Annotated in this window: 18 protein-coding genes and 3 tRNA genes; 18 read left to right on the forward strand and 3 right to left on the reverse strand. The window is 60.8% G+C overall.

Annotated features, from left to right (window positions below; translation table 11 throughout):
- Window positions 1-151: 151 nt before the first annotated feature.
- The 10 genes from AC07VV_RS25110 to AC07VV_RS25155 all read left to right on the forward strand — a co-directional run bounded on the left by AC07VV_RS25110 (window position 152) and on the right by AC07VV_RS25155 (window position 7,725).
- Window positions 152-227, forward strand: a tRNA-Glu gene (locus AC07VV_RS25110).
- A 53-nt stretch (window positions 228-280) separates the two neighbouring features.
- Window positions 281-356: transfer RNA gene (locus AC07VV_RS25115), tRNA-Ala, on the forward strand.
- A gap of 78 nt (window positions 357-434) precedes the next feature.
- Window positions 435-510, forward strand: a tRNA-Glu gene (locus AC07VV_RS25120).
- Between the two features lie 181 nt (window positions 511-691).
- On the forward strand, window positions 692-1,231 hold the full coding sequence (locus tag AC07VV_RS25125) for a TetR/AcrR family transcriptional regulator (protein WP_096821186.1): 540 nt from the start codon (window positions 692-694) through the stop codon (window positions 1,229-1,231).
- Window positions 1,232-1,261: 30 nt separating this feature from the next.
- Window positions 1,262-2,095, forward strand: coding sequence for an alpha/beta fold hydrolase (locus AC07VV_RS25130; RefSeq protein ID WP_495037774.1), 834 nt, complete (start codon window positions 1,262-1,264; stop codon window positions 2,093-2,095).
- Between the two features lie 47 nt (window positions 2,096-2,142).
- Window positions 2,143-2,604 (forward strand): acyl-CoA thioesterase, encoded by a 462-nt coding sequence (locus AC07VV_RS25135; RefSeq protein ID WP_495037775.1) that lies wholly within the window; start codon window positions 2,143-2,145, stop codon window positions 2,602-2,604.
- Window positions 2,605-2,639: 35 nt separating this feature from the next.
- The gene (locus AC07VV_RS25140) at window positions 2,640-3,599 is read left to right on the forward strand and encodes a tRNA dihydrouridine synthase (protein ID WP_495037776.1); all 960 of its coding nucleotides are present in this window, start codon (window positions 2,640-2,642) and stop codon (window positions 3,597-3,599) included.
- Between the two features lie 120 nt (window positions 3,600-3,719).
- On the forward strand, window positions 3,720-4,166 hold the full coding sequence (locus tag AC07VV_RS25145; protein WP_102621524.1) for an Hsp20 family protein: 447 nt from the start codon (window positions 3,720-3,722) through the stop codon (window positions 4,164-4,166).
- A 185-nt stretch (window positions 4,167-4,351) separates the two neighbouring features.
- Complete coding sequence (locus tag AC07VV_RS25150) at window positions 4,352-5,050, forward strand: DUF1266 domain-containing protein (RefSeq protein WP_495037777.1); 699 nt, start codon at window positions 4,352-4,354, stop codon at window positions 5,048-5,050.
- Entirely contained in the window at window positions 5,047-7,725 is a 2,679-nt protein-coding gene (locus AC07VV_RS25155; protein WP_495037778.1) for a DUF805 domain-containing protein, read from the forward strand. The genes AC07VV_RS25150 and AC07VV_RS25155 overlap by 4 nt, the downstream gene beginning before the upstream one ends.
- Here AC07VV_RS25155 and AC07VV_RS25160 read toward each other — a convergent pair.
- The 3 genes from AC07VV_RS25160 to AC07VV_RS25170 form a co-directional block, all read right to left on the reverse strand.
- Window positions 7,722-9,413, reverse strand: a complete 1,692-nt coding sequence (locus AC07VV_RS25160) for a molecular chaperone HscC (protein WP_495037779.1) — start codon at window positions 9,411-9,413, stop codon at window positions 7,722-7,724. The two genes, AC07VV_RS25155 and AC07VV_RS25160, sit on opposite strands and share 4 nt — an antisense overlap.
- A 109-nt stretch (window positions 9,414-9,522) precedes the next feature.
- On the reverse strand, window positions 9,523-12,801 hold the full coding sequence (locus AC07VV_RS25165; RefSeq protein ID WP_495037780.1) for a PAS domain S-box protein: 3,279 nt from the start codon (window positions 12,799-12,801) through the stop codon (window positions 9,523-9,525).
- A 68-nt stretch (window positions 12,802-12,869) separates the two neighbouring features.
- The gene (locus tag AC07VV_RS25170; protein ID WP_493066262.1) at window positions 12,870-13,760 is read right to left on the reverse strand and encodes a LysR family transcriptional regulator; all 891 of its coding nucleotides are present in this window, start codon (window positions 13,758-13,760) and stop codon (window positions 12,870-12,872) included.
- 140 nt (window positions 13,761-13,900) lie between these two features.
- Between AC07VV_RS25170 and leuC the strand changes: the two genes are divergently transcribed.
- The 8 genes from leuC to truA all read left to right on the forward strand — a co-directional run bounded on the left by leuC (window position 13,901) and on the right by truA (window position 24,078).
- Window positions 13,901-15,319, forward strand: coding sequence for a 3-isopropylmalate dehydratase large subunit (gene leuC / locus AC07VV_RS25175; RefSeq protein ID WP_096821194.1), 1,419 nt, complete (start codon window positions 13,901-13,903; stop codon window positions 15,317-15,319).
- Between the two features lie 10 nt (window positions 15,320-15,329).
- The gene (gene leuD / locus AC07VV_RS25180) at window positions 15,330-15,974 is read left to right on the forward strand and encodes a 3-isopropylmalate dehydratase small subunit (protein WP_495037781.1); all 645 of its coding nucleotides are present in this window, start codon (window positions 15,330-15,332) and stop codon (window positions 15,972-15,974) included.
- A 36-nt stretch (window positions 15,975-16,010) separates the two neighbouring features.
- Window positions 16,011-16,778, forward strand: coding sequence for a class I SAM-dependent methyltransferase (locus tag AC07VV_RS25185; RefSeq protein ID WP_495037782.1), 768 nt, complete (start codon window positions 16,011-16,013; stop codon window positions 16,776-16,778).
- Between the two features lie 69 nt (window positions 16,779-16,847).
- A complete protein-coding gene (gene leuB / locus AC07VV_RS25190) occupies window positions 16,848-17,930 on the forward strand; it encodes a 3-isopropylmalate dehydrogenase (RefSeq protein WP_096821197.1) in 1,083 nt (360 codons plus the stop codon).
- A 66-nt stretch (window positions 17,931-17,996) separates the two neighbouring features.
- On the forward strand, window positions 17,997-19,109 hold the full coding sequence (asd, locus tag AC07VV_RS25195) for an aspartate-semialdehyde dehydrogenase (RefSeq protein WP_064363920.1): 1,113 nt from the start codon (window positions 17,997-17,999) through the stop codon (window positions 19,107-19,109).
- Between the two features lie 112 nt (window positions 19,110-19,221).
- Window positions 19,222-20,232, forward strand: a complete 1,011-nt coding sequence (locus AC07VV_RS25200) for an aspartate-semialdehyde dehydrogenase (protein WP_495037783.1) — start codon at window positions 19,222-19,224, stop codon at window positions 20,230-20,232.
- 209 nt (window positions 20,233-20,441) lie between these two features.
- Entirely contained in the window at window positions 20,442-23,102 is a 2,661-nt protein-coding gene (locus tag AC07VV_RS25205; protein WP_495037784.1) for a motility hub landmark protein FimV, read from the forward strand.
- 151 nt (window positions 23,103-23,253) lie between these two features.
- Complete coding sequence (gene truA, locus AC07VV_RS25210) at window positions 23,254-24,078, forward strand: tRNA pseudouridine(38-40) synthase TruA (RefSeq protein ID WP_173861340.1); 825 nt, start codon at window positions 23,254-23,256, stop codon at window positions 24,076-24,078.
- The last annotated feature ends 61 nt before the right edge of the window (window positions 24,079-24,139 follow it).

The following is a 24,139-nucleotide window of genomic DNA, read 5'->3' on the forward strand; positions in this document are numbered from 1 at the left end:
CTATAGCTCAGCTGGGAGAGCGCTTGCATGGCATGCAAGAGGTCGACGGTTCGATCCCGTCTAGCTCCACCAATTTACACTTCGAAGCCTGGCCACACCGGCTTCGAAGCGATCAACACTCAGCGTTGATCAGTTGTATAGAAGGGTTTGCGTCCCCTTCGTCTAGTGGCCTAGGACACCGCCCTTTCACGGCGGTAACAGGGGTTCGAGTCCCCTAGGGGACGCCAGTTTTACAGAAGCGATGTTGCAAGATGTCGCTCCGCCGCGAGGCGAAAAATCCGGGGCTATAGCTCAGCTGGGAGAGCGCTTGCATGGCATGCAAGAGGTCGACGGTTCGATCCCGTCTAGCTCCACCAATTTACAGTTCAAGGTCTGGCCACACCGGCCTTGAATCGATCAGATCTCAGCACTGATCAGTTGTATAGAAGGTTTGTGTCCCCTTCGTCTAGTGGCCTAGGACACCGCCCTTTCACGGCGGTAACAGGGGTTCGAGTCCCCTAGGGGACGCCACGATTACCCGCTCTGCGGGATTTATAAGGGTCATTCAATTATTGAATGGCCCTTTTGTTTGTCTGGCGTTTGGCCAAATCTCCTTTTTCCTTAAACTGTGCTTCAGACCAGCGGTCATATTTTCGACTTGCAGAATATTATTATGAGAATAATATTCTAATCGTAATATTCGGAGGCAACGATGAACGACAAAAAAGCTCAAACCCGCGAACGCATCCTCAAGGCTGCCAGCGCCGCACTGATCCAGCGTGGCCCGGCCGAGCCGAGCGTGGGTGAAGTGATGGGCGCCGCCGGCCTGACTGTCGGTGGCTTCTATGCGCACTTCGAAAGCAAGGACGCCATGATGCTTGAGGCGTTCAAGCAGTTGCTGGGGCGTCGCCGAGACCTGATCGCCGACATGGACTCTGAATTGACCGGCGAAGAGCGTCGCGCCCTGGTGGCTGCGTTCTACCTGTCGCGCAAACACCGTGATTCCAGCGATTCGGCCTGCCCGATCCCGGCGTCCATCGGTGAGCTGGGACGGCTGCCGGAAGAGTTCCGCACCGCGCTGAACGAGCACCTGGAGTTGATGATCGCGCAGTTGGCTTCAAGCCCTGAAGACATCGATAAAACGTTGGCTGACGTGGCCTTGATGGTAGGTGGTCTGGCGCTCTCAAGGGCGTTGGGGCCTGGTGATTTATCCGATCGATTGCTGCGCGCTGCCAAATCGGCGGTGCGTTGACCTGAAGGCAACGAGCCTGAGGAGAGAGCGATGAGCACGTTGAAGTGGGTTCGCGGCGTTAATGGCACCTTGGGCTGGTTTGCACCGAAACTGGTGGCAAGCAAAATGCGGCTGGCATTCATGACCCCTCGCGCCAATGCGCCACGGGATTGGGAGTTGCCGCTGCTGGCGAAATCCGAGCGGATCACTTTGCGTTTCGGCCTCTCCGCGCTGCGCTGGGGGCAAGGCCCGACGGTTCTGCTGATGCATGGTTGGGAAGGGCGGCCGACCCAGTTTGCTGCGCTGATCACAGCGCTGGTGGAGTCCGGTTACACCGTTGTTGCTCTCGACGGTCCGGCCCATGGTCGTTCGCCAGGGCGCGAAGCCAACGTCGTACTGTTTGCCCGGGCCATGCTCGAAGCCGCTGCTGAACTGCCTCCGCTGCAAGCCGTCATCGGCCATTCCATGGGCGGCGCCAGCGCCATGCTCGCGGTGCAATTGGGGTTGCGCACCGAAACCCTGGTCAGCATTGCCGCACCGGCTCGCATCCTGGGCGTGTTGCGCGGATTTGCCCGCTACGTCGGAATGCCGCCGAAAGCTCGTTCTGCCTTCATTCGCCAGGTCGAGCAAGACGTCGGAATGCGTGCCGCAACCCTCGATGTCGCTCACTATCAGCTGGATATGCCGGGCCTGATCGTGCATGCCGAAGACGACACCTTCGTCTCGGTCAAAGAATCCCAACTGATCCACGAATCCTGGTTCGACAGCCGATTGCTGCGCCTGGAAGCCGGCGGTCATCAGCGTGTGCTGGCCGACCCTCGGGTGATTGATGGCGTGTTATCACTGCTGGCCGGTCGCAGCCTTCAGGCGCGGCAATCGGCGTAGTCATCCGTTACACTGCCCCGGTTGAATCATTTGACCGGGAGTAGGGCATGGGCTGGGATCGGGCAACGCCGTTTACCATTGATCTGCAAGTGGGCGCCGAGGACATCGACGGGTTGGGGCACGCGAACAACGCGGTGTACGTCTCCTGGCTCGAACGTTGCGCCTGGCGTCACTCGCAGCGGCTGGGTCTGGATCTGGTCGAGTACCGTCGTCTGGATCGGGCGATGGCGGTAGTGCGGCACGAAATCGATTATCTGGCCGCCGCCTACGAAGGTGATGAACTGCAATTGGCGACCTGGATCGTCGATTGGGATCAGCGCCTGAAAATGACCCGTCACTTCCAGCTGATTCGCCCCAGCGACAACACCACGCTGCTGCGCGCCCAGACCACCTTCGTCTGCATCGAGCTGTCCACCGGCAGGCCCAAGCGCATGCCCGTCGAGTTCATCGACGGCTACGGCCCGGCAATCCAGACAGCGGACATGGGTTTAACCCGCGAAACCCAGTAAACTGCCGCACGTTTTTCCTTGAGTGTGTGTTTCCCATGCAAATTGCTCTGGCGCCGATGGAAGGGTTGGTCGATGACATCCTGCGCGATGTCCTGACCCGTGTCGGCGGTATCGATTGGTGCGTGACCGAGTTCATCCGGGTCAACGACCAGTTGCTGACTCCGGCCTATTTCCACAAGTTCGGCCCTGAATTGCTCAACGGTGCCCGTACAGCTTCCGGCGTGCCATTGCGTGTGCAGTTGCTGGGCTCCGATCCGGTGTGCCTGGCGGAAAACGCTGCGCTGGCCTGTGAACTGGGTTCTGAAGTGATCGACCTGAACTTCGGCTGCCCGGCCAAGACTGTCAACAAGTCCCGTGGTGGCGCGGTGTTGCTCAAGGAGCCGGAGCTGCTCAACCAGATCGTCGAACACGTGCGGCGTGCCGTACCGGCGCACATTCCGGTCACCGCCAAGATGCGCCTCGGTTTCGACAGCCCCGACGGCTCGCTGGTCTGCGCCACGGCGCTGGCGGAAGGCGGCGCCGAGCACATCGTGGTTCACGCCCGGACCAAGATGGACGGCTACAAGCCGCCGGCCCATTGGGAGTGGATCCCGCGCGTGCAGGACGTGGTCAAGGTGCCGGTATTCGCCAACGGTGACATCTGGAGCGTCGAAGACTGGCGCCGCTGCCGGGAGATCAGCGGCGTCGAGGACATCATGCTCGGTCGCGGCCTGGTGTCGCGTCCGGATCTGGCCCGTCAGATCGCTGCCGCCCGTGCCGGCCAGGAAGTCGTCGAGATGACCTGGGCCGAGCTGCTGCCGCTGATCCAGGACTTCTGGCTGCAAGCCAAGGCACAGATGACAGCGCGCCAATCCCCGGGCCGCCTGAAGCAATGGCTGGCGATGCTGACCCGCAATTATCCCGAGGCCACCGAGCTGTTTACCGTGCTGCGCCGCGAAACCGAGCCGGACCACGTCTCGCGTTTGCTGGGGTTGCCGGTCGCCGAAGCCGCCTGAAAAAATCTCCGAATAATCTCTTGAAAACAAAACGCAGGTCCCTATCTAAGGGTTACGCGATGCCGAATTCGGGTCGCGGAGACAAAAAACCTTGCTGATTGTTTTCAGGAGATTTGAACCATGAGTACTGCATTTTCCCTCGCGCCACTGTTCCGTTCCTCGGTAGGCTTCGACCGTTTCAACGACCTGTTCGAAACCGCCCTGCGCAACGAACCAGGCAGCAGCTATCCGCCTTACAACGTCGAAAAACACGGTGACGATCAATACCGCATCGTCGTGGCGGCGGCCGGTTTCCAGGAAGAAGACCTGGAACTGCAAGTCGAGAAAGGCGTGCTGACCATCAGTGGCGGCAAGCGTGACGCGAACGAAGGCGTCACTTTCCTGCACCAGGGCATTGCCCAGCGTGCATTCAAGTTGTCCTTCCGCCTGGCCGATCACATCGAGATCAAGGCCGCCGGCCTGAGCAACGGCCTGCTGAGCATCGATCTGTTGCGCGTGATCCCGGAAGAGGCGAAAGCCAAACGCATCCCGATCAACGGGACGCAGAAACCGGCGCTGCAACACTGATTCACTTGCAGAAACAAATCGTCTGAACAGGCGATGAGTCGCTGAATGAAGGCCCCGATACGTCGGGGCCTTTTTTGTGGGCGCAGGAAAACTGCAGTTCGGCTTTGCCGCCAGCGATGGTTTCTCTACAATCCGCCGCAGTTTTGCCGACCCCCATCCTTACCGGTCGGCCCGGAGCCTTTTTCATGGACGATATTCAACAGCGCTGGCTGTGCGCCCTCTCTGCGCCGATGGTGGCGCTCAATCCTCGCGCCGAATACGACGAGCCAGCGTTTTACGCCGATCCACAATTCATCGACTTGCAATGCAGTTGGGGAATCAATGACCGCCCGCAATTATTGAGCATGTTCAAACGCATGACCGACAACGGTCATGCCAGACATCTCAATGGTGCCTATCAGGCCTGGCAGCGTTGTCTGCCCGGCGAATGGCACGCATTGATGGAAACCCTCGAGCCGCGTGAGCGCGTTCTGCACGATTACGCCAGTCGCACCTTTGGTGACTGCGGACCCGGCGGCATTCTGGCCTGGGACTATGGTCGCATGGGGTTTCTGTTGCGCTGCGCGGTGCGCAACCAGTGGATTGATCCGACTGAAAGCGCGTGGTTGCACGGGCGGTTGGCGGTCAGGGCCCAGTATCACTACAGCAGCTGGAAATCGTATTTCAACGGATTCCTTTTCGGTCGCGGGTTCTGGGGGTGTGAAAGCAAAGGTGATGACACCTTTGCTTTCGAGCTGGATCGGCAGGGCGAGCAATCGAACAGCGTGCAAGTGGCCCGTGGGCTTGCGCAGAACATGCCGGTTTTTCTGGACAACCTGCCTTGGCATCTGGAGCTCGACTTGCCCCAGCGTCCGGTATCTCTTGAGGAGTTCGACTGGTCATGAGTTGCTGGATACGTTTGGGTATCGAACCCACCGACGATGAATCGTTGATTCGAGATGCCTACCGCGCACGGCTGCCGGAGCATCATCCGGAATCCGACCCTGAAGGATTCCAGGCACTGCGTCAGGCATACGAAAGTGCGATTCGCTTTGCTCGCGAAGAAGCACTTGAAGTGTCTGAAACCGTGGTTTCGGAAGTGCCTCAGGCCCTTGCCGACTTTGACAATCTGTTGAACGACCCGGCGCAGCGTTTTGATCCGCAGGCCTGGCAGAGCTTTGTCAAAACCCTGGATCAACTGCCGCTTGGCGTGCTCGACGACCTGCGCTGGGCGCTGTTTGGCCAGATGTTCAACGCCGATCTGTTGTCGCACCGTTGCGCCAGCGTACTCGTCGGCTATATGGGCTGGGAACATCAGTTGATGACCCTGGGCTTCGAGCAGGCTCGGCAGGCGGAAGACTTTCTCGATCAGATCAATAAGCCCGACCCGTTCGATATGGCGTTGATGGGGGATTGGTCCGCCGCTGCACAGACCGAAAGCCTTTGGTATTTGCACACCCTGGATATGATCTTCAATCAGCGCTCGCTGCAGGAGTTCGACCGCTTTGTCAGTCGGCACACCTGCCTGCCATTGCCGGATCACACGGCGTCGATCAAGCGTCTGGTCGTGCAGTTCACTCAGGCTGGCATTGGGGGTGAGGGGCTGCGGCAGTTCTGCGTCGAGCTACAGCGTGAAACGCCGAATGACGTGGATTCGCTGTACCTGCTGGCCTGTCAGAACAGCCTGCTGGGGCTGGAGGACGAGGCATTTGCGTGCTGGGTGCAACTCTGGCAGGAACACCGGCACCCGAAGGCCGAGAGCGAGTTGTTGGCCTTGTGCGCCAGGCGTCAGCCGGATTTTTTTCCTTTGTTGATTCAGGCCTTCGACCGTCTCGGTGATTTTCGCGATTGGGCCTTTGATCTGGGGGATGCCACTCAAGCCTACGGCAGTCCATCGCTCCGGCCCGAAACCCTGGCTCGCTGGATGGGCATTGGCCCGGACCAGACTCAGGGCCTGGCCAAGGCGTTTTTGAACTGGCGGATGGCCGACGACGAATTGCCTTTGCTCGCGTTGCTGTTGGGCGCGCACGACGATGTTCGACTGCAGCAGCTTTATCGACACGCCTGGGCCCTGCATCGAGGCGATGTGCAACTGTTACAACAGTTGGTCGATCAGCCTCCGGCCATCGATGCACTTGAAGAACTGGTTCTGAGCGGGTTCAGGTCTCAAGCCCGACAGCATTTGCGCTGGTTGAGTCATGGGCCGATCCCGCTGACGATGGGCGCGTTTATCGATGAGGGTTCACAGCAAACGCACCTGCCCGAAGCGCTGGAGAAAGGCAGCGGCCACAAAGTCTGCCTTGCATGGCTGCGCAGGTTGCGAGCATACAGCCCGGTAGCGCTGGAGCGAATCGAGCAGGCGTTCTCCTTGGGCGACACGTACACGGCCGGCGAGCTGGCGGTGCTGAGTGTGCTGACCCAATTGAGTGATCGAGGCGTGGCATTGCCACCTGTCGGCTCGGGAGAGGCGGTGTGGCAATGGCACGCCAGCACCCTATATCTGTTGGCATTGCTCAGCGAGCCGGAACGCTGGCTGAGCTTGACGGGTGATCTGACGCTGGAACACCTGCCGTTCGATTCGGCCCAGCCAGCCAGTCGGTTGCAACCGCTGTTGCGGCGTCTTTATCGCGAGCAGGGAGATCTCAACGGTTTGCTTGGCTGGTTGCAGGTCGAAGACCCGGTGCATGCCGTACTTGCCCGGCAATTGATGGGCGTCCAGCAAGCACTCGACAGCGTGCGATTACTGAGCAATGACCGCTTGTATGATTGTGTGCACAGCGACCTGGGTGCGTTCAGTGATGACGTGCTCGGACGCATGCTGCTGACGGGTGTGCTGTATCACGATCCATTGATGGATGCGCAGCAGCGCCGCTATTTGCTCGAAAGGACAACCGAGATCATCAACTCACAGGACTGGTTCGACGGTTTCCGTCACAGTCTGATCAAGGGCGAGCCGACGCACCCGCCATCACAGGCGTTGACGGAGTATGAAGGTATCCACAGCGAGACCTTTTACCTGGCCCTCGATGCGCTCAAAGGGTTGGTGCGCTACGGCAGCGCCGGGGTGCCGCGACAGAAGATTTTGCTGCGCATGCAGCGCGCCAAGGACAACCCGGACCATGGGTTCGGTCTGCGTCTGGCGTTCAGTGCATTGTTGTCGTGGTCGGAACGCTTGCTGCTGGCCCGGGCCGACAGTCGTCCGGCATCGCCTGTGGCCTTCTGGCGCCTGAATACTCGCCTCGCGCGCGGGCCGTTCTTCTGGCAGGTGCTCGGCTCGTTGTTGGTGACGCCGCTGGCGGCTTTGCTCAGCGGCACACCGTTTTCCGGAATTGCCGTATTGCTGCTGGGCGGTGTGTTCTTGCTTGGGGCCATACTGCGACGTTTGCATGACATGGGGCGGGGCATCCCGACGTTGTTGATCCTGCTCTGCCTGTCGCCGGTGTTGCCGTTTCTGCCGTTGATGCTGTTTGCGTTTCCCGGTGACAAGCTGCCCAACCGTTATGGTGTGCCGCCGGACAGCGCCGGTGAAGACATGCTGCCCGGCGGCTTGCAGGCTACGCTGCGTCGGCTCAACGGTTAGAGATGCAGTTCATCGAGCGCCTTCTCGAGCTGTGATCGATGGCTGGCAATCTCCCTGGGTTGCTGGCCGCCGAGCACGGCGTTGAAGGTGTCCATCCAGTCGGCAATGCGTTCGCGTTCATTGCCGAGGCTCTGCATCCAGGCGCGTTCAAGGCGTGCCAGCAATGTGCGGTTGGGTAGCGAATCGCGAGGGTGGACTTTCAGGGTAGAAAGCCGTTCACGGCTGTCTTGCCGAGCCTGCTCGTCGAGCCCGGTCGGACTGCGGTCGATACTGTGGCTGTGACGTTCGCCACTGTCGAGCAGGGTGACGTCCACTTCCAGCAGGCCATTGATGTCATAGCTGAAGCGTACATCCAGGCTCTGAATGTGTTCGCTGGGCTTGAACTGCACATCAAAGGAATCAATGAAGATGTTGTCGCGCACCCACGGGCGCTCACCCTGATAAACCGCAATGCGGATCTCGGTCTGTTGTGCAAACGTTGTGGAGTAGCGCTGTACCCGTGAGGTCGGAATAACGGTGTTGCGCTCGATAATCGGCGAAAAAGCACCACTGATACCTTCACCACGGTTGGTCGAAATCCCCAGGGTGTAAGGGCAGACATCGGTCAGAATCAACTCTTCAACCGCACCGTCCCGCGCCTTGCACGCCGCTTGCGTCGCCGCACCCAGTGCGACAATCGTGTCCGGGTCGAGGTGGCGGTAAGGCAGGCGTCCGAAGAGCGTGGCCACCATTTGCTGCACCGCCGGCATCCGTGTGGCGCCGCCCACCAGCACCAGGCTGTCGAGGTCTCGGGGTTTTAGGCGGGCATCGCGCAGGGCTTGCTCGATCGGTGCGCGCAAGCGGGCCAGAAGAGGTTCCCAGATTTTTATCGCGCGGGTTTCGTCCAGCGACCATTCGAACGTCCTGTCGGCATATCGCCAGTTCAGGTGCCGGGTGCCTTCACCGAGTTTGCATTTGAGCTGTTCCAGCGCATCGCTCAAGCTGGCCATGCCCTGCGCGTCGATCATGGCGGGCGTCAGTTGCCATTCGCTGAGGCACGCCTGCAGCAAGGCGGCGGTAAAGTCTTCGCCACCCAGGAAGTTGTCACCGGTAGAGGCATGCACCTCGATCAGCGGCAACGCATATTCCAGCACCGTGACATCGAAAGTCCCGCCGCCCAGATCGAAGATCAGCGTGCGTTCGAATTTCTGTTCATGCAGCCCGTAGGCCATGGCGGCGGCAGTCGGTTCGTTGATCAGTCGGGAGACTTTCAGCCCTGCCAGTTCGGCAGCGAACAGCGTGCGTTTGCGTTGCTCGTCGCTGAAATACGCCGGCACGGAAATCACCGCTTCAGTCACCGGATGGCCGAGAAAAGCCTCGGCATCCTGTTTGAGCGAACCGATCACCAGCGCCGAGAGCTCTTCCGGGCTGAATGAGCGCCCACCCAGTTCCAGACGTTTTTCACTGCCCATGAATCGCTTGAACGCCGCCGCTGTGCGTTCCGGGTGAGTGGTCAGTCGGGCGCGGGCGGCTTTGCCGACCAGAATGCTGTCGTCTTCATCGAGGCTGACGACGGAAGGCGTGAGTACCTCGCCGAGGGCGTTGGGGATCAACCGGGCCTGACCGTCCTGCCAGACGGCGATCAAACTGTTGGTGGTACCAAGGTCAATGCCCAGCAGGGCCGGGCGGGGGAGGGTTGCATCCTGCATGATCGATCTCGAAACGGCGCGAAAAAACGCGACCCTACAGGTTGCCGCCAACCCTGGCAATTACTGGCCTGACGTCGATGCCTGCGGTCAGCAACCGCAGGCGTTCCGGTCAAACCAGCAAGCCTTTCAATACCTCCAGCGCCACCGGCCGACTGTGCAGATAGCCCTGATACAAATGGCAACCCAGCCCTTGCAGGAACTCCAGCTGCTCCGGGGTTTCCACGCCTTCGGCGATCACTTCCAGTTCCAGGCTGCGGGCCATGGCGACGATAGCGCGAATGATCTCGGCGTCGTTGGGGTCGCTGGTGGCGTCGCGGATGAACGACTGATCGATCTTCAACGTGTCCACCGGCAGGCGTTTCAGATAGGTCAGTGATGAATAGCCAGTGCCGAAGTCGTCCATGGCGAAGCTCACGCCGAGTTTTTTCAGGCGGCGCATCTTGCTGATGGTGTCTTCCAGGTTCTGGATCACGATGCCTTCGGTGATCTCCAGTTTCAGCAGCGAGCAGGGCAGGCCGTGGCTGGTCATGCTGTGTTCGATGCGTTCGACGAAGTCGTTCTGGCGGAACTGCCGGGGGCTGATGTTCACGCACAGGCTGAACGCCAGAGGATCGATCAGGCCTTCGGCGATCAGTTGTTTGAAGGCATCGCAGGCCTCATCGAGGATCCAGGTGCCGACCTCAAGTATCAGCCCGCTGTCTTCCAGCACCTTGATGAACTCGGTCGGCGATTGCGCGCCGAGCTCCGGGTGATTCCAGCGCACCAGCGCTTCGGCGCCGATGATGCGGTTGTCCCGGGCGTCCACTTGCGGCTGGAAATGCACGTTGAATTCGCCACGGGACAACGCCAGACGCAAGTCGGTCTCCATGCGCAGCCGTTCACTGGCCGCTTTCTGCATGGTGTTGTGGTACATCTGCGTGGTGTTGCGCCCGGAATCCTTGGCCCGGTACAGCGCGATGTCGGCGCGTTTGAGCAGGTCGGTCGGGGTCGAGCCGTGATCGGGTATCAACGCCACACCGATGCTCGGCGTCACTTGCAGGCGCTGACCGTCGAGGAACATCGGCTCCGAGAGCAATTCGCGAATGGTGTCGGCCAGCTCGCGCACCTGGCCGCTGACTTCGTTGCGGGTGCCTTCCAGGCCGCTGAGCAGCACCACGAATTCATCGCCGCCGAGCCGCGCCACGGTGTCTTCCATGCGCACACTGGCTTCGAGGCGCGCGGTGATGATCTTCAACACTGTGTCGCCGACCGGATGGCCGAGCGAATCGTTGATGTGTTTGAAGTGGTCAAGGTCGAGAAACAGCAGTGCGCCGCGCAAATTGTGGCGTTTGAGCAGGGCGATCTGCTGACTCAGACGATCCATCAGCAACGCACGGTTGGGCAGGTTGGTCAGCGGGTCGTGATAGGCCAGATGACGGATCTGCGCTTCGGCGTTCTTCAGCAGGCTGACGTCCCGGGCGGTCATCAGCAGGCACGCGGTTTCGTTGAGGGTGATCGGCTCGACCGAAACCTCGACCGTCAGCAATTCCCCGCGCTTGTTGCGCCCGAGCATTTCCTGATGGTGCACGCGGCCCTTGATCTGTAGCTCTGCGAGCAGCCCCGAGCGCTGTTTTTCCTCGGCCCAGATGCCGACCTGATACACGGTTTTGCCCACCACTTCGTCGGCGCGATAACCGGTGAGGCGACAGAAACCATCGTTGACCTCCAGATAACGCCCGGTGTCGCGTTCGGTAATGGTGATGGCGTCGGGGCTGGAGTGAAACGCCTTGGCGAACTTCTCTTCACTGGCCTTGAGGGCCGCTTCCGAGCGTTGTTGCTGGGTAATGTCGCGCAGCGTGGTGACGATGCACGGCTGATTGCCGACGCTGATCTGACGGCTGGAAATCACACAGGTCAGCGACTGGCCATCCTTGTGCTGGACGATGATCGCGACATTGCTCAGGCCCTGTTCGCGGATCACCCGTTCGATGCGTTGCAGGCTTTTCGCCGAGGCATCCCACAGGCCGATTTCTTCGGCGGTATGGCCGATGACATCGGTGGCGCTCCAGCCGAAGGTCTGGGTGAAACTGGAGTTGATCTCAATGAATTCCCCGGTTTCCTGGCGGGTCACGCAGATCGGGTCGGGGCTGACCTGGAACAGCGTGGCGAACTTCTCTTCCGAAGCCACCAGCCGTTGTTCGCGTTCGACCTGATCGGTGATGTCCAGCAGGGTGCCCGCCATGCGCAGCGGCGCGCCGTTTTCATCGCGATAGAGGCGGGCGCGGCTTTCCAGGTAGCGCGAGCTGCCGTCCGGCAGTTGCACGCGATAAGTCAGCTGATAATTGCCCGCTGGGCCCTCGCGCAGACTGCGGTAGGCGTCGCGCATGCTGTCGCGTTCCTCGCCGGGCACGCCCTCAAAGAACTCGTCAAAGGATTCGTGAAACGGAATAGGCTCCAGCCCGTGCAATTGCGCGGCCCGGGCCGAGCCGTAGAGCATGCCGCTGGGAATGTGCCAGTCCCAGGTGCCGAGCTGGGCCGAGTCCAGCGCCAGGTCGAGGCGTTCCTGGCTGTCCTTGAGCGCGTGCTCGGCGGCTTTGCGTTCGGTGGTGTCGAGAAACGTGCTCAACAGGTACGGCTGGCCTTCGAGTTCGACCTTCTGTGCGCTGAGAATGCCGTCATGGACTTGACCGTTGCTGGCGCGGAACTGCACTTCCATGCTGATCAGCTCGCCCTTGGCCTTGGTCTTCTTGACCAGCTCCGCCCGTTGCTCGGGATGCACCCACAGGCCCAGCTCCAGGGTGGTTCGACCGATGGCGCTCTGCACTGGCCAGCCGAACAGGCTTTCGAAATACTGGTTGGCCTCGCTGATCAGGCCGTCTTCCTGGCGGGTCAGCAGCACCATGTTCGGGCACAGATGAAACAGTGTGGCGAAACGTTTTTCCGAACTGGTGAGGGCCTGTTCCCGTTGCCGCTGGTGGGTGATCTCACGGATCACCCCGATCATTCGGGGCCGGCCATGCTTGTCCGGCAGCAGGCTGCCATTGATCTCCAGCCAGTGCAGGCTGCCATCGGGCCAGCGGATGCGGTGGTGCATCGCCTGTTCCAGCGGCGCGCCGGCGATGACCGCGTGGAAGGCGCGAACGGTTTTCGCCCGGTCTTCCGGCGGCAGCAGGTCGAGGTATTCCAGGTCTTCGGGCAACGGCTGCCGTGGATCGAAGCCGAACAAGGCCTGAGTGCCCCGCGACCAACTGATCTGCCCGCGTTCGATGTCCCAATACCAGGCGCCGAGCCGGGCGCCATTGAGCGCCGCGAGCAATTGCGGCGCGCTCTCCCAGCTCTGCTCGGAACGCCGTGGATCAATGGCCTGAATACGCGGCATCGGCGGAATACGGTCAACAGATTTCGGCATTGTTAAGGGGCCTTGAGCTGATTTGGGCATTAGGCACAGGGACGGCAGCTCTATAGGAGTAGCACAAGTCAGCCGTGATTCCCTGGCAGATCGATTTGAGCGTCCAGCAGGGCCATAAACGCCCGTGCAGCATTCGACAGCGTCCGTTCGGTGTGCAGGATATAGCCTAGCTGGCGAGTGAGCTGTATGCCCGGCAAAGGTATGCGCGCCACCTGTTCATCGAGCATGGTGCGCGGCAAAACGCTCCACGCCAGGCCAATCGACACCATCATCTTGATGGTTTCCAGGTAGTTAGTGCTCATGGCGATGTTCGGCGTCAGCCCCTGTGCCTCGAACAGACGTTGGACAATATGGTGGGTAAAGGTGTTGCCGCCGGGGAAAACCGCCGGATGGCCGGCAATGTCCGCCAATGTGACAGCGCCGTTGCTGATCAAGGTGTGTTCCGGGGCGACCACGAAATCCAGCGGGTCATCCCAGACCGGCGTGGCCTTGACCAGTGTGTGCGGCTCCGGTGCCAGGGTAATGACCGCCAGTTCTGCGCGGCCATGGAGAATTTCTTCGTAGGCCACTTCCGAGTCGAGGAACTGAATATCCAGCGCCACCTGTGGGTAGCGGCGGGTGTACTCCCTTAATAAGGGCGGCAAACGGTGCAGGCCGATGTGGTGACTGGTGGCCAGTGTCAGACGACCGGTCACTTCGCCGGTCAGGTTGGTCAGGGCGCGGCGCGTGTCATCGAGCACATTGAGAATCTGATAAGCCCGTGGCAGCAGGGCCCGGCCGGCCTCGGTCAGGCCCACTTCGCGGCCCAGTCGGTCGAACAGCCGCACATTCAATTGCTGCTCCAGCCCGGCGATGCGTTTACTGATCGCCGGTTGCGTCAGGTGCAGGCGTTCACCGGCGCCGGAGAAGCTCCCGGACTCGGCGATGGCGATAAAAGCGTTGAGGTTGGCCAGATCCATGTTCGTATTCCAGTTGGTTATCCAAAGCATAAAAAATATGAATTTGAGTTATTCAATCTAACCCCATAGGATCGGCCTCACAAGCCAAAGGGTTATTGATAAGCCCAGGGCATAGAAACAAGCTGATGAGGAAACGTCTGATGGCCGGCAAAACGCTCTACGACAAGCTCTGGGATTCGCATTTGGTCAAGCAGCGCGACGATGGTTCGGCGCTGATCTACATCGATCGTCACATCATCCACGAAGTGACCTCGCCGCAAGCCTTCGAAGGCCTGCGTCTGGCCGGGCGCAAGCCGTGGCGTATCGATGCCAACATCGCGACCCCGGACCACAACGTACCGACCACCCCGGAGCGCAAGGGCGGCATCGCTGCGATTGCCGACCAGGTCTCGCGTTTGCAGGTTCAGACCCTCGACGACAACTGCGATGAATACGGCATCGTCGAATTCAAGATGAACGACGTCCGCCAGGGCATCGTCCACGTGATCAGCCCGGAGCAGGGCGCGACCTTGCCGGGCATGACCGTGGTCTGCGGCGACTCGCACACCTCGACCCACGGCGCGTTCGGCGCCTTGGCTCACGGGATCGGCACTTCCGAGGTCGAGCACGTGCTCGCCACTCAGTGCCTGGTCGCCAAGAAAATGAAGAACATGCTGGTGCGCGTCGAAGGCCAATTGCCGTTCGGTGTGACCGCCAAGGACATCGTCCTCGCCGTGATCGGCAAGATCGGTACTGCCGGCGGTAATGGCCACGCCATCGAATTCGCCGGCAGCGCCATCCGCGACTTGTCCGTCGAAGGCCGCATGACCATCTGCAACATGTCCATCGAAGCTGGCGCCCGTGTGGGGCTGGTGGCGGCGGACCAAAAAACTGTGGATTACGTCAAGGGCCGTCCGTTCGCACCGAAAGGCGCCGAGTGGGATCTGGCTGTCGAATCCTGGAAAGACCTGGTGTCCGACGCCGACGCGCATTTCGACACCGTGGTCGAACTCGACGCTGCGCAGATCAAGCCGCAAGTCAGCTGGGGCACTTCGCCGGAAATGGTGTTGGCCGTTGATCAGAACGTGCCGGATCCGGCCAAAGAGATGGACCTGGTCAAGCGCGACTCGATCGTCCGCGCCTTGAAATACATGGGTTTGACCGCCAATCAGGCGATCACCGACATTCAGCTCGACCGCGTATTCATCGGTTCCTGCACCAACTCGCGGATCGAAGACTTGCGCGCTGCAGCCGTGATTGCCAAGGGCCGCAAGGTTGCATCGACCATCAAGCAGGCCATCGTGGTGCCGGGTTCGGGTCTGGTGAAGGCGCAGGCTGAGGCCGAAGGTCTGGACAAGATCTTCCTCGAAGCCGGTTTCGAATGGCGCGAGCCGGGTTGCTCGATGTGCCTGGCGATGAACCCGGACCGTTTGGAGTCCGGCGAGCATTGCGCCTCGACGTCCAACCGTAACTTTGAAGGCCGTCAGGGCGCCGGTGGCCGTACCCACCTCGTCAGCCCGGCCATGGCCGCTGCGGCGGCGGTGAACGGTCGTTTCATCGACGTTCGTGAATTGATCTGAGGAGCGCAGCATGAAAGCTTTTACCCAGCACACCGGCCTTGTCGCACCTCTGGATCGTGCCAACGTCGACACTGACCAGATCATCCCGAAGCAGTTTCTGAAGTCGATCAAACGCACCGGTTTCGGTCCGAACCTGTTCGACGAGTGGCGTTACCTTGATGTGGGTCAGCCGTATCAGGACAACTCCAAGCGTCCGCTGAACAAGGAATTCGTGCTCAACGCCGAGCGTTATCAAGGCGCCAGCGTGTTGCTGGCCCGCGAGAACTTCGGTTGCGGCTCCAGCCGTGAACACGCGCCGTGGGCGCTGGAAGAATACGGTTTCCGCAGCATCATCGCGCCGAGCTACGCCGACATCTTCTTCAACAACAGCTTCAAGAACGGCTTGTTGCCGATCATCTTGAGCGATGCCGAAGTCGACGAACTGTTCAAACAGGTCGAGGCCGCGCCGGGCTATCAGTTGCAGATCGATCTGCACGAACAGACCGTGACCAGCCCGAACGGCAAGGTGTACTGCTTCGAGATCGACGCGTTCCGCAAGCACTGCCTGCTCAACGGTCTGGACGACATCGGCCTGACCTTGCAGGACGGCGATGCGATCGCGGCGTTTGAAAGCAAGCATCGCGCTAGTCAGCCGTGGTTGTTCCGCGACGCGTGAATTTGAAAGGTTGAAACCCCAACGAAGGAAGTACTCATGACCAGCACCGCCCAGCACAGTCAGGTTGTACAAAAGCAATTCGGTGAACAGGCCGCCGCCTACCTGAGCAGCGCCGTTCACGCTCAAGGCACTGAATTTGCACTGCTACAGGCTGAGCTGGCGGGGCAGGGCGAGGCTCGGGTGCTGGACTTGGGTTGTGGCGCCGGGCACGTGAGTTTTCACGTCGCTTCGCTGGTGAAAGAAGTGGTGGCCTACGACCTGTCGCAGCAGATGCTCGACGTGGTGGCTGCGGCTGCCGTTGATCGCGGTTTGAGCAATGTGTCCACGGTCAACGGTGCCGCCGAGCACCTGCCGTTCGCCGATGGCGAGTTCGATTTCGTGTTCAGCCGTTATTCGGCGCACCACTGGAGTGATCTCGGCCTGGCCCTGCGCGAAGTGCGTCGGGTGCTGAAACCTGGTGGCGTGGCGGCGTTCATCGACGTGCTGTCACCGGGCAGCCCGTTGTTCGACACCTACCTGCAGAGCGTCGAAGTGCTGCGCGACACCAGCCATGTGCGCGATTATTCTGCCGGTGAGTGGCTGCGCCAGGTCAGCGAGGCCGGTCTGCACACCCGTAGCACCACGCGTCAGCGCCTGCGTCTGGAGTACAACAGCTGGGTCGAACGCATGCGCACACCCGAAGTGATGCGCGCCGCGATCCGCCAGTTGCAGCAGTCGATGGGCAACGAAGTGCGCGAATATTTTGAGATTGAGGCCGATGGTTCGTTCAGTACAGATGTACTGGTGCTCTGGGCTGAAAAGTAATCTTGGAACGATAAGTATTTTTCCGGGCGCGCCTGTCGATGGCGCACCGACTGAAGACACGAGGAAAGCATGAGCAAGCAGATTCTGATTCTCCCAGGCGACGGTATTGGTCCGGAAATCATGGCCGAAGCGGTCAAGGTGCTGGAGCTGGCCAACGACAAGTACAGCCTGGGCTTCGAGCTGAGCCATGACGTGATCGGTGGCGCGGCCATCGACAAGCACGGCGTACCGCTGGCCGACGAAACCCTCGATCGCGCTCGCGCTGCCGACGCCGTGCTGCTGGGCGCCGTGGGCGGCCCGAAATGGGACACCATCGAGCGTGACATTCGCCCTGAGCGCGGCCTGCTGAAAATCCGTGCGCAACTGGGCCTGTTCGGCAACCTGCGCCCGGCGATCCTGTACCCGCAACTGGCTGACGCATCGAGCCTGAAGCCGGAAATCGTTGCTGGCCTGGACATCCTGATCGTCCGTGAGTTGACCGGCGGCATCTACTTCGGCGCGCCGCGTGGCACCCGTACCCTGGAAAACGGCGAGCGTCAGTCCTACGACACGCTGCCGTACAGCGAAAGCGAAATCCGCCGCATCGCCCGCGTCGGTTTCGACATGGCCATGGTTCGTGGCAAGAAGCTGTGCTCGGTGGACAAGGCCAACGTGCTGGCGTCCAGCCAACTGTGGCGTGAAGTGGTCGAGCAGGTGGCCAAGGATTACCCTGAAGTCGAACTGAGCCACATGTACGTCGACAACGCCGCCATGCAACTGGTGCGTGCACCGAAGCAGTTCGACGTGATCGTCACCGACAACATGTTCGGCGACATCCTGTCCGACGAAGCGTCGATGCTCACCGGTTCCATCGGCATGCTGCCGTCGGCTTCGCTGGACGCCCACAACAAGGGCATGTACGAGCCTTGCCACGGTTCGGCGCCGGACATCGCCGGTAAAGGCATCGCCAACCCGCTGGCGACCATTCTGTCGGTGTCGATGATGCTGCGTTACAGCTTCAATCTGCACGAAGCGGCCGATGCCATCGAGAAAGCGGTCAGCGTGGTGCTGGATCAAGGGCTGCGCACCGGCGACATCTTTTCGACCGGTTGCACTAAAGTCGGTACGCAGGAAATGGGTGACGCAGTAGTCGCCGCGCTGCGGAATCTGTAATCTCTCGGGCCCGCTGCGAAATTCAAGACAAAGCAGCGGCCCACTTTTCAAGAAGGTGTAGTTGCGATGAAACGTGTAGGTCTGATCGGTTGGCGCGGCATGGTCGGTTCCGTGCTCATGCAGCGGATGCTGGAAGAGCAGGATTTCGATCTTATCGAGCCGGTGTTTTTCACCACTTCCAACGTCGGTGGCCAAGGCCCGTCCGTGGGCAAGGACATTGCTCCGCTCAAGGACGCTTACAGCATTGATGAGCTGAAGACCCTCGACGTGATCCTGACCTGCCAGGGCGGCGACTACACCAGCGAAGTGTTCCCGAAGCTGCGCGAAGCCGGCTGGCAGGGTTACTGGATCGACGCGGCCTCGAGCCTGCGGATGAACGACGACGCCGTCATCATCCTCGACCCGGTCAACCGCAAGGTCATCGACCAGCAGCTCGACGCGGGCACCAAGAACTACATCGGCGGCAACTGCACCGTCAGCCTGATGCTGATGGGCCTGGGCGGTCTGTTCGAGGCCGGTCTGGTCGAGTGGATGAGCGCCATGACCTATCAGGCGGCGTCCGGTGCCGGCGCGCAGAACATGCGTGAACTGATCAAGCAGATGGGCGCGACCCACGCTGCTGTCGCCGATCAACTGGCTGATCCGGCCAGCGCGATCCTCGACATCGACCGTCGTGTGGCCGAGGCCATGCGCAGCGACGCGTACCCGACCGAAAACTTCGGCGTACCGCTGGCCGGCAGTCTGATCCCGTGGATCGACAAGGAACTGCCGAACGGCCAGAGCCGCGAAGAGTGGAAGGCCCAGGCAGAGACCAACAAGATCCTCGGTCGCTTCAAGAGCCCGATCCCGGTCGACGGTATCTGCGTGCGCATCGGCGCCATGCGCTGCCACAGCCAGGCGCTGACCATCAAGCTGAACAAAGACGTGCCGATCGCCGACATCGAAGGGCTGATCAGCCAGCACAACCCTTGGGTCAAACTGGTGCCAAACCAGCGCGAAATCAGCATGCAGGAGCTGAGCCCGACGAAAGTCACCGGCACCCTGAACGTACCGGTCGGTCGTCTGCGCAAGCTGAACATGGGTTCGCAGTTCGTTGGTGCCTTCACCGTCGGCGACCAACTGCTGTGGGGCGCGGCCGAACCGCTGCGTCGCATGCTGCGGATCCTGCTTGAGCGTTGATCGCTTGATGCCATGAAAGAACCCGCGCCTTGCGAGAGGCGCGGGTTTTTTTTGCCTGCATGGCGGCCACCCGGTAAAGTGCCGCTCCCCCCGTTTCGCCAGAGGCAGCACCATGACCCAGACCCTTGATATTGCCGTGATCGGCGCCACCGGTACTGTCGGCGAAACCCTTGTGCAGATTCTCGAAGAACGCGACTTCCCGGTCGGCACCTTGCACCTGTTGGCCAGCAGCGAATCCGCCGGCAGCTCGGTGCTTTATCGCAACAAGAACGTGCGAGTGCGCGAAGTCGACGAGTTCGATTTCAGCAAGGTCAAGCTGGCGTTCTTCGCCGCCGGCCCGGCCATCACCCTGAGTTACGCCGCCCGCGCTCACGCGGCGGGTTGCTCGCTGGTCGATCTGTCCGGTGCGTTGCCGGCGGATCAGGCGCCGCAAGTGGTGCCGGAAGCCAATGCCGAGGTGCTGGCCGGTTTGAAAGTGCCGTTCCAGGTCAGCAGCCCGAGCCCGTCGGCGACCACTTTGGCCGTGGTGCTGGCGCCGCTGCTTGATCTGATCGAGCTGCAATACGTGCATGTCACCGCCAATCTGGCGGTTTCCGCCCAGGGCCGCGAAGCGGTGACCGAACTGGCGCGCCAGACTGCCGAGCTGCTGAACATGCGCCCGCTGGAGCCGACATTCTTCGACCGGCAGATGGCTTTCAACCTGCTGGCTCAGGTCGGTACGCCGGACGCTCAAGGCCACACGCTGCTGGAAAAACGTCTGGTGCGCGAGTTGCGTCAGGTGCTGGCCAAGCCTTTATTAAAGATTTCCGCAACTTGCGTTCAAGCCCCGGTGTTTTTTGGCGATAGCTTTAGCGTGACCTTGCAGTCAGCGAGCGCGGTCGACCTGGAAAAGGTCAATGCCGCCCTTGAAGCCGCTGATGGCATCGAACTGGTTGAAGCCGGCGATTATCCGACCGCCGTCGGTGACGCGGTGGGCCAGGACGTGGTCTATGTCGGACGGGTGCGTAGCGGTGTCGACGAGCCGTCGGAACTAAATCTGTGGCTGACGTCAGATAACGTACGCAAAGGTGCGGCCCTCAACGCGGTGCAAGTGGCCGAGTTGTTGATAAAAGGCCTGCTGTAAAAGATACTTGGCAACAATTTGTCGACTGATTCTAGCCGGGCGCTATGCTTGGCCAGATCGCTTGATGACGTAACACCCTCCGGGACTTTCCGGGGCATCAAAGAAATGATCGCGCGCGGCATGCTGTCGTCGTCGCGCGCAATGCCTTACGGCAGCGACAATCAACATCTTCTCGCTGGCCGAGGAACGTTCAAACAAAGGAAGAGGCTATGGTTCAAGTTCGCAAACTGGTGTTAGCAATAGCGGCCGCCTCGGCGCTGTCCTCCGGTATGGCGCATGCCCTCGGGCTCGGGGAGCTGACCCTGAAGTCGACCCTGAACCAGCCGCTGGTGGCGGAAATCGAGCTGCTCGATGTCAAGGATCTTACCGCTGCCGAAGTGGTGCCGAGCCTGGCCTCGCCGGAAGATTTCGCCAAGGCCGGTGTCGATCGCCAAGCCTTCCTCAATGACCTGACTTTCACCCCGGTGCTCAACGCCAGCGGCAAAAGCGTGCTGCGTATTACTTCGAGCAAGCCACTGTCGGAACCGATGGTGAAATTCCTCGTGCAGGTGATGTGGCCGAACGGCCGTCTGCTGCGCGATTACAGCGTGCTGCTGGATCCGTCGAAGTTTTCGCCGCAGACCGCTGATGCCGCCGCTCAACCGGCGCCGACGCAAACCATCACCGCGCCGACCACGGGTGCAACGCATTCGACACACACCACCACGCCACGCGACACCCTGTGGGAAATCGCAGCGAAGGCGCGTACCGGTGGTTCGGTGCAGCAGACCATGCTGGCGATCCAGGCCCTGAACCCGGACGCGTTCATCGGCGGCAACATCAACCGCTTGAAAACCGGTCAGGTGCTGCGTCTGCCGGATGAGGTGCAAAGCACCGCGCTGCCGCAGTCCAAAGCCATTGCCGAAGTGGCCGCGCAGAACGAGGCCTGGCGTCAGGGTCGTCGTTATGTGGCCAAGCCAGGCACCGGTCAGCAACAGCTCGATGCCACCAATCGTGGTCGTGCCAACACCGGTCCTGCCAAGAATGCCAAGGACAACCTGAGCCTGGTCTCGGCTGAAGGTGCCAAGGGTCGCGGAAAGGGCCCGGCCGGCGACGCCAAGGCCTTGAGCAACAAACTGGCGGTGACCCAGGAAAGCCTCGACACGACCCGTCGTGACAATGCGGAACTGAAAAGCCGCATGACCGATCTGCAAAGTCAGCTGGACAAGCTGCAACGCCTGATCGAACTGAAGAACAATCAACTGGCGAAGTTGCAGGCCGAAGGCTCCGCCACTGCGCCAGCTCCAGTTGCCGCCGCACCCGCGGTTGCACCGGTTCCGGCGATCACAGCCGAACTGGCCGCTACGCCACCGGCCACCCCGGCAGAAGCTGCACCTGTCGCACCTGTCGCACCTGCGCCGGAAGCCGTTGCGCCAGCACCGGTTGAGCCGGTGGTCGAGCCGAAGCCTGCCGCCGATGATGAGAAAACCTTCAACGAACTGCTGACCAACCCGATCCTCTTGGGTCTGGTCGGTGGTGGTGCGGTGGTTCTGCTGTTGCTGCTGTTGCTGCTGGCTCGCCGCCGCAAGGCTCAACAGGAAGCTGAAAAGCACCTGCGCATGGCGCGGGCACTGGAAGAGCAGTCGTTCGCGCCTGAGCTCGATCTGCCGGAAAGCAGCTTCGAAGGTCTGGAAGTGCCGGCAGCGAGCGTCAAGCTCACGCCAGCGCCAGCTGCGGCGCCTGTTGCCGCTGCGGTGGTGGCTCCGGTCGTGATGGCCGAACCGATCGCCGCGCCGCTGGTGGCCCCGGCAGCCGAGCGTTCCGACGACGTGCTGGACAAGGCCCAGTCGCACATCGACGGTGGTCGCCTGAATCAGGCCGCCGCGTTGCTGGAGGAGGGCGTCAGCCTGGAGCCGCAGCGCAGTGACCTGCGTCTGAAACTGATGGAAGTCTACGGTCGCCAGGGTGATCGTGATGCCTTCGTCGGTCAGGAGCGTCAACTGGTCGCCAACGGCGATAACTTCGCCAAGGTCGAAGAGCTGAAAAGCCGCTTCCCTGCCATGGCGGTCGTCGTGGCGAGTGGTCTGGCCGCTGCTGCCATTGCTGCTGAACTGGATGCGGAATACGTCAAGGACCTGCTGCTCGACGAGCCTGAAGTACCTGAAGCGCCAGTTGCTGCGGAAGACGATCTGGACAGCGCTTTCGACCTGAGCCTGGATGATCTCGACAACATCACACCGGTGGAACCTGTTGCGCCTGTGGCTGCTGTCGAGCCTGAAGCGCCGGTCGAGTTGGACGAGTTCCCGGCGGATGACGATCTGAGCTTCGAGTCGGTTCTGCAACAGCAGACCGAGATCAAGGAAAACCTCGATGATCTGTCTGACTTCGACCTGGATCTGGATCTCGGTGCCGATCCTGCGCCTGTGCCGGTTGAATTGGCTGACGACGACTTCCTGCTGGATCTGGATGAAGGCGTTAAGGATCTTGCGCCGGTCGAGCCGCCGGTTGTGGTCGAGCCTCCACTGGATGATCTGGAGCTGCCAGCCGATTTCGACCTGTCCCTGGCGGATGAAATGGATGCCAGCCCGGCCGAGCCGGATGCATTCGCTGCGGAGCTGGATGACGTCAACGCTGAACTGGATCGCCTGTCGGGCAGCATCAACGAGCCAAGCTTCACTGAGGCCGATGCTGCGTTGGGTGGCGATCTGGGTGAGGATGACTTCGACTTCCTCGCTGGCACCGACGAAGCTGCCACCAAACTCGATCTGGCGCAGGCCTACATCGACATGGGCGACAACGACGGTGCGCGTGACATCCTCAAGGAAGTGCTCAGCGAAGGTGACGACAAGCAGAAGAACGAAGCGAAGGAAATGCTTTCGCATCTGGCCTGAGTCAGCGTTCAGCGGTAAATAAAACGGCAGCCCTTCGAGGCTGCCGTTTTTGTTTGGGTCTGGTATCCCCGGTTCGCCGCCTTATAATGCCCGCCTTTGTAGATCAGCAGGCTGTCCCGACGTGGCAAACATAGATAACCCGGCCGCCGAAATGGCCCCCGAAGGCTTTTTTCGCGTCGCACTGGGCGTTGAATACAAGGGTTCGCGCTACAGCGGCTGGCAGCGCCAGTCCACGGGCGTGCTCACCGTGCAGGAAACCCTGGAAAAAGCCTTGTCGAAGGTCGCCAATTCGCCGATCTCTCTGCAGTGCGCCGGGCGCACGGACGCCGGTGTGCATGCGTGCGGGCAAGTCGTGCATTTCGACACCCAGGTTGATCGTTCGCTGAAAGCCTGGGTCATGGGCGCCAATATCAATTTGCCCCATGACATCAGCGTCAGTTGGGCGAAGGTCATGCCCGCGCACTTTCATGCGCGATTCAAGGCTATTGCCCGGCGTTACCGCTACGTGATCTACAACGATCAGATCCGCCCGGCGCATCTCAATGAAGAAATCACTTGGAACCACCGTCCGCTGGATGTGGAGCGCATGGCCGAAGCTGCGCAGTACCTGATCGGTACTCATGATTTCAGCGCGTTCCGTGCCGGGCAGTGCCAGGCCAAGTCTCCGATCAAGAAGATGCATCACTTGCGCGTGACCCGTCACGGCAAAATGATCGTGCTGGACATTCGCGCCAACGCTTTCCTGCATCACATGGTGCGCAACATCGCCGGGGTGTTGATGACGATCGGTGCCGGCGAACGCTCGCCGGAGTGGATGAAGGAAGTGCTGGAGAGCCGCGAGCGGCGCTCCGGCGGGGTCACGGCGCATCCGTTCGGGCTTTATCTGGTGCAGGTCGAGTACCACGACGAGTTCCCGTTACCCGAGCGTTTCATCGGGCCACATTTCCTTACGGGTTTCTCGGAACTTGACGGCTGACGCCCTCGAATGCATTTGTTACCATCCGGGACTTTCCCGGATTTGCCTTGAGGTTTTTATC

It is taken from the genome of Pseudomonas sp. GW821-FHT02C04 (genome assembly GCF_059421845.1).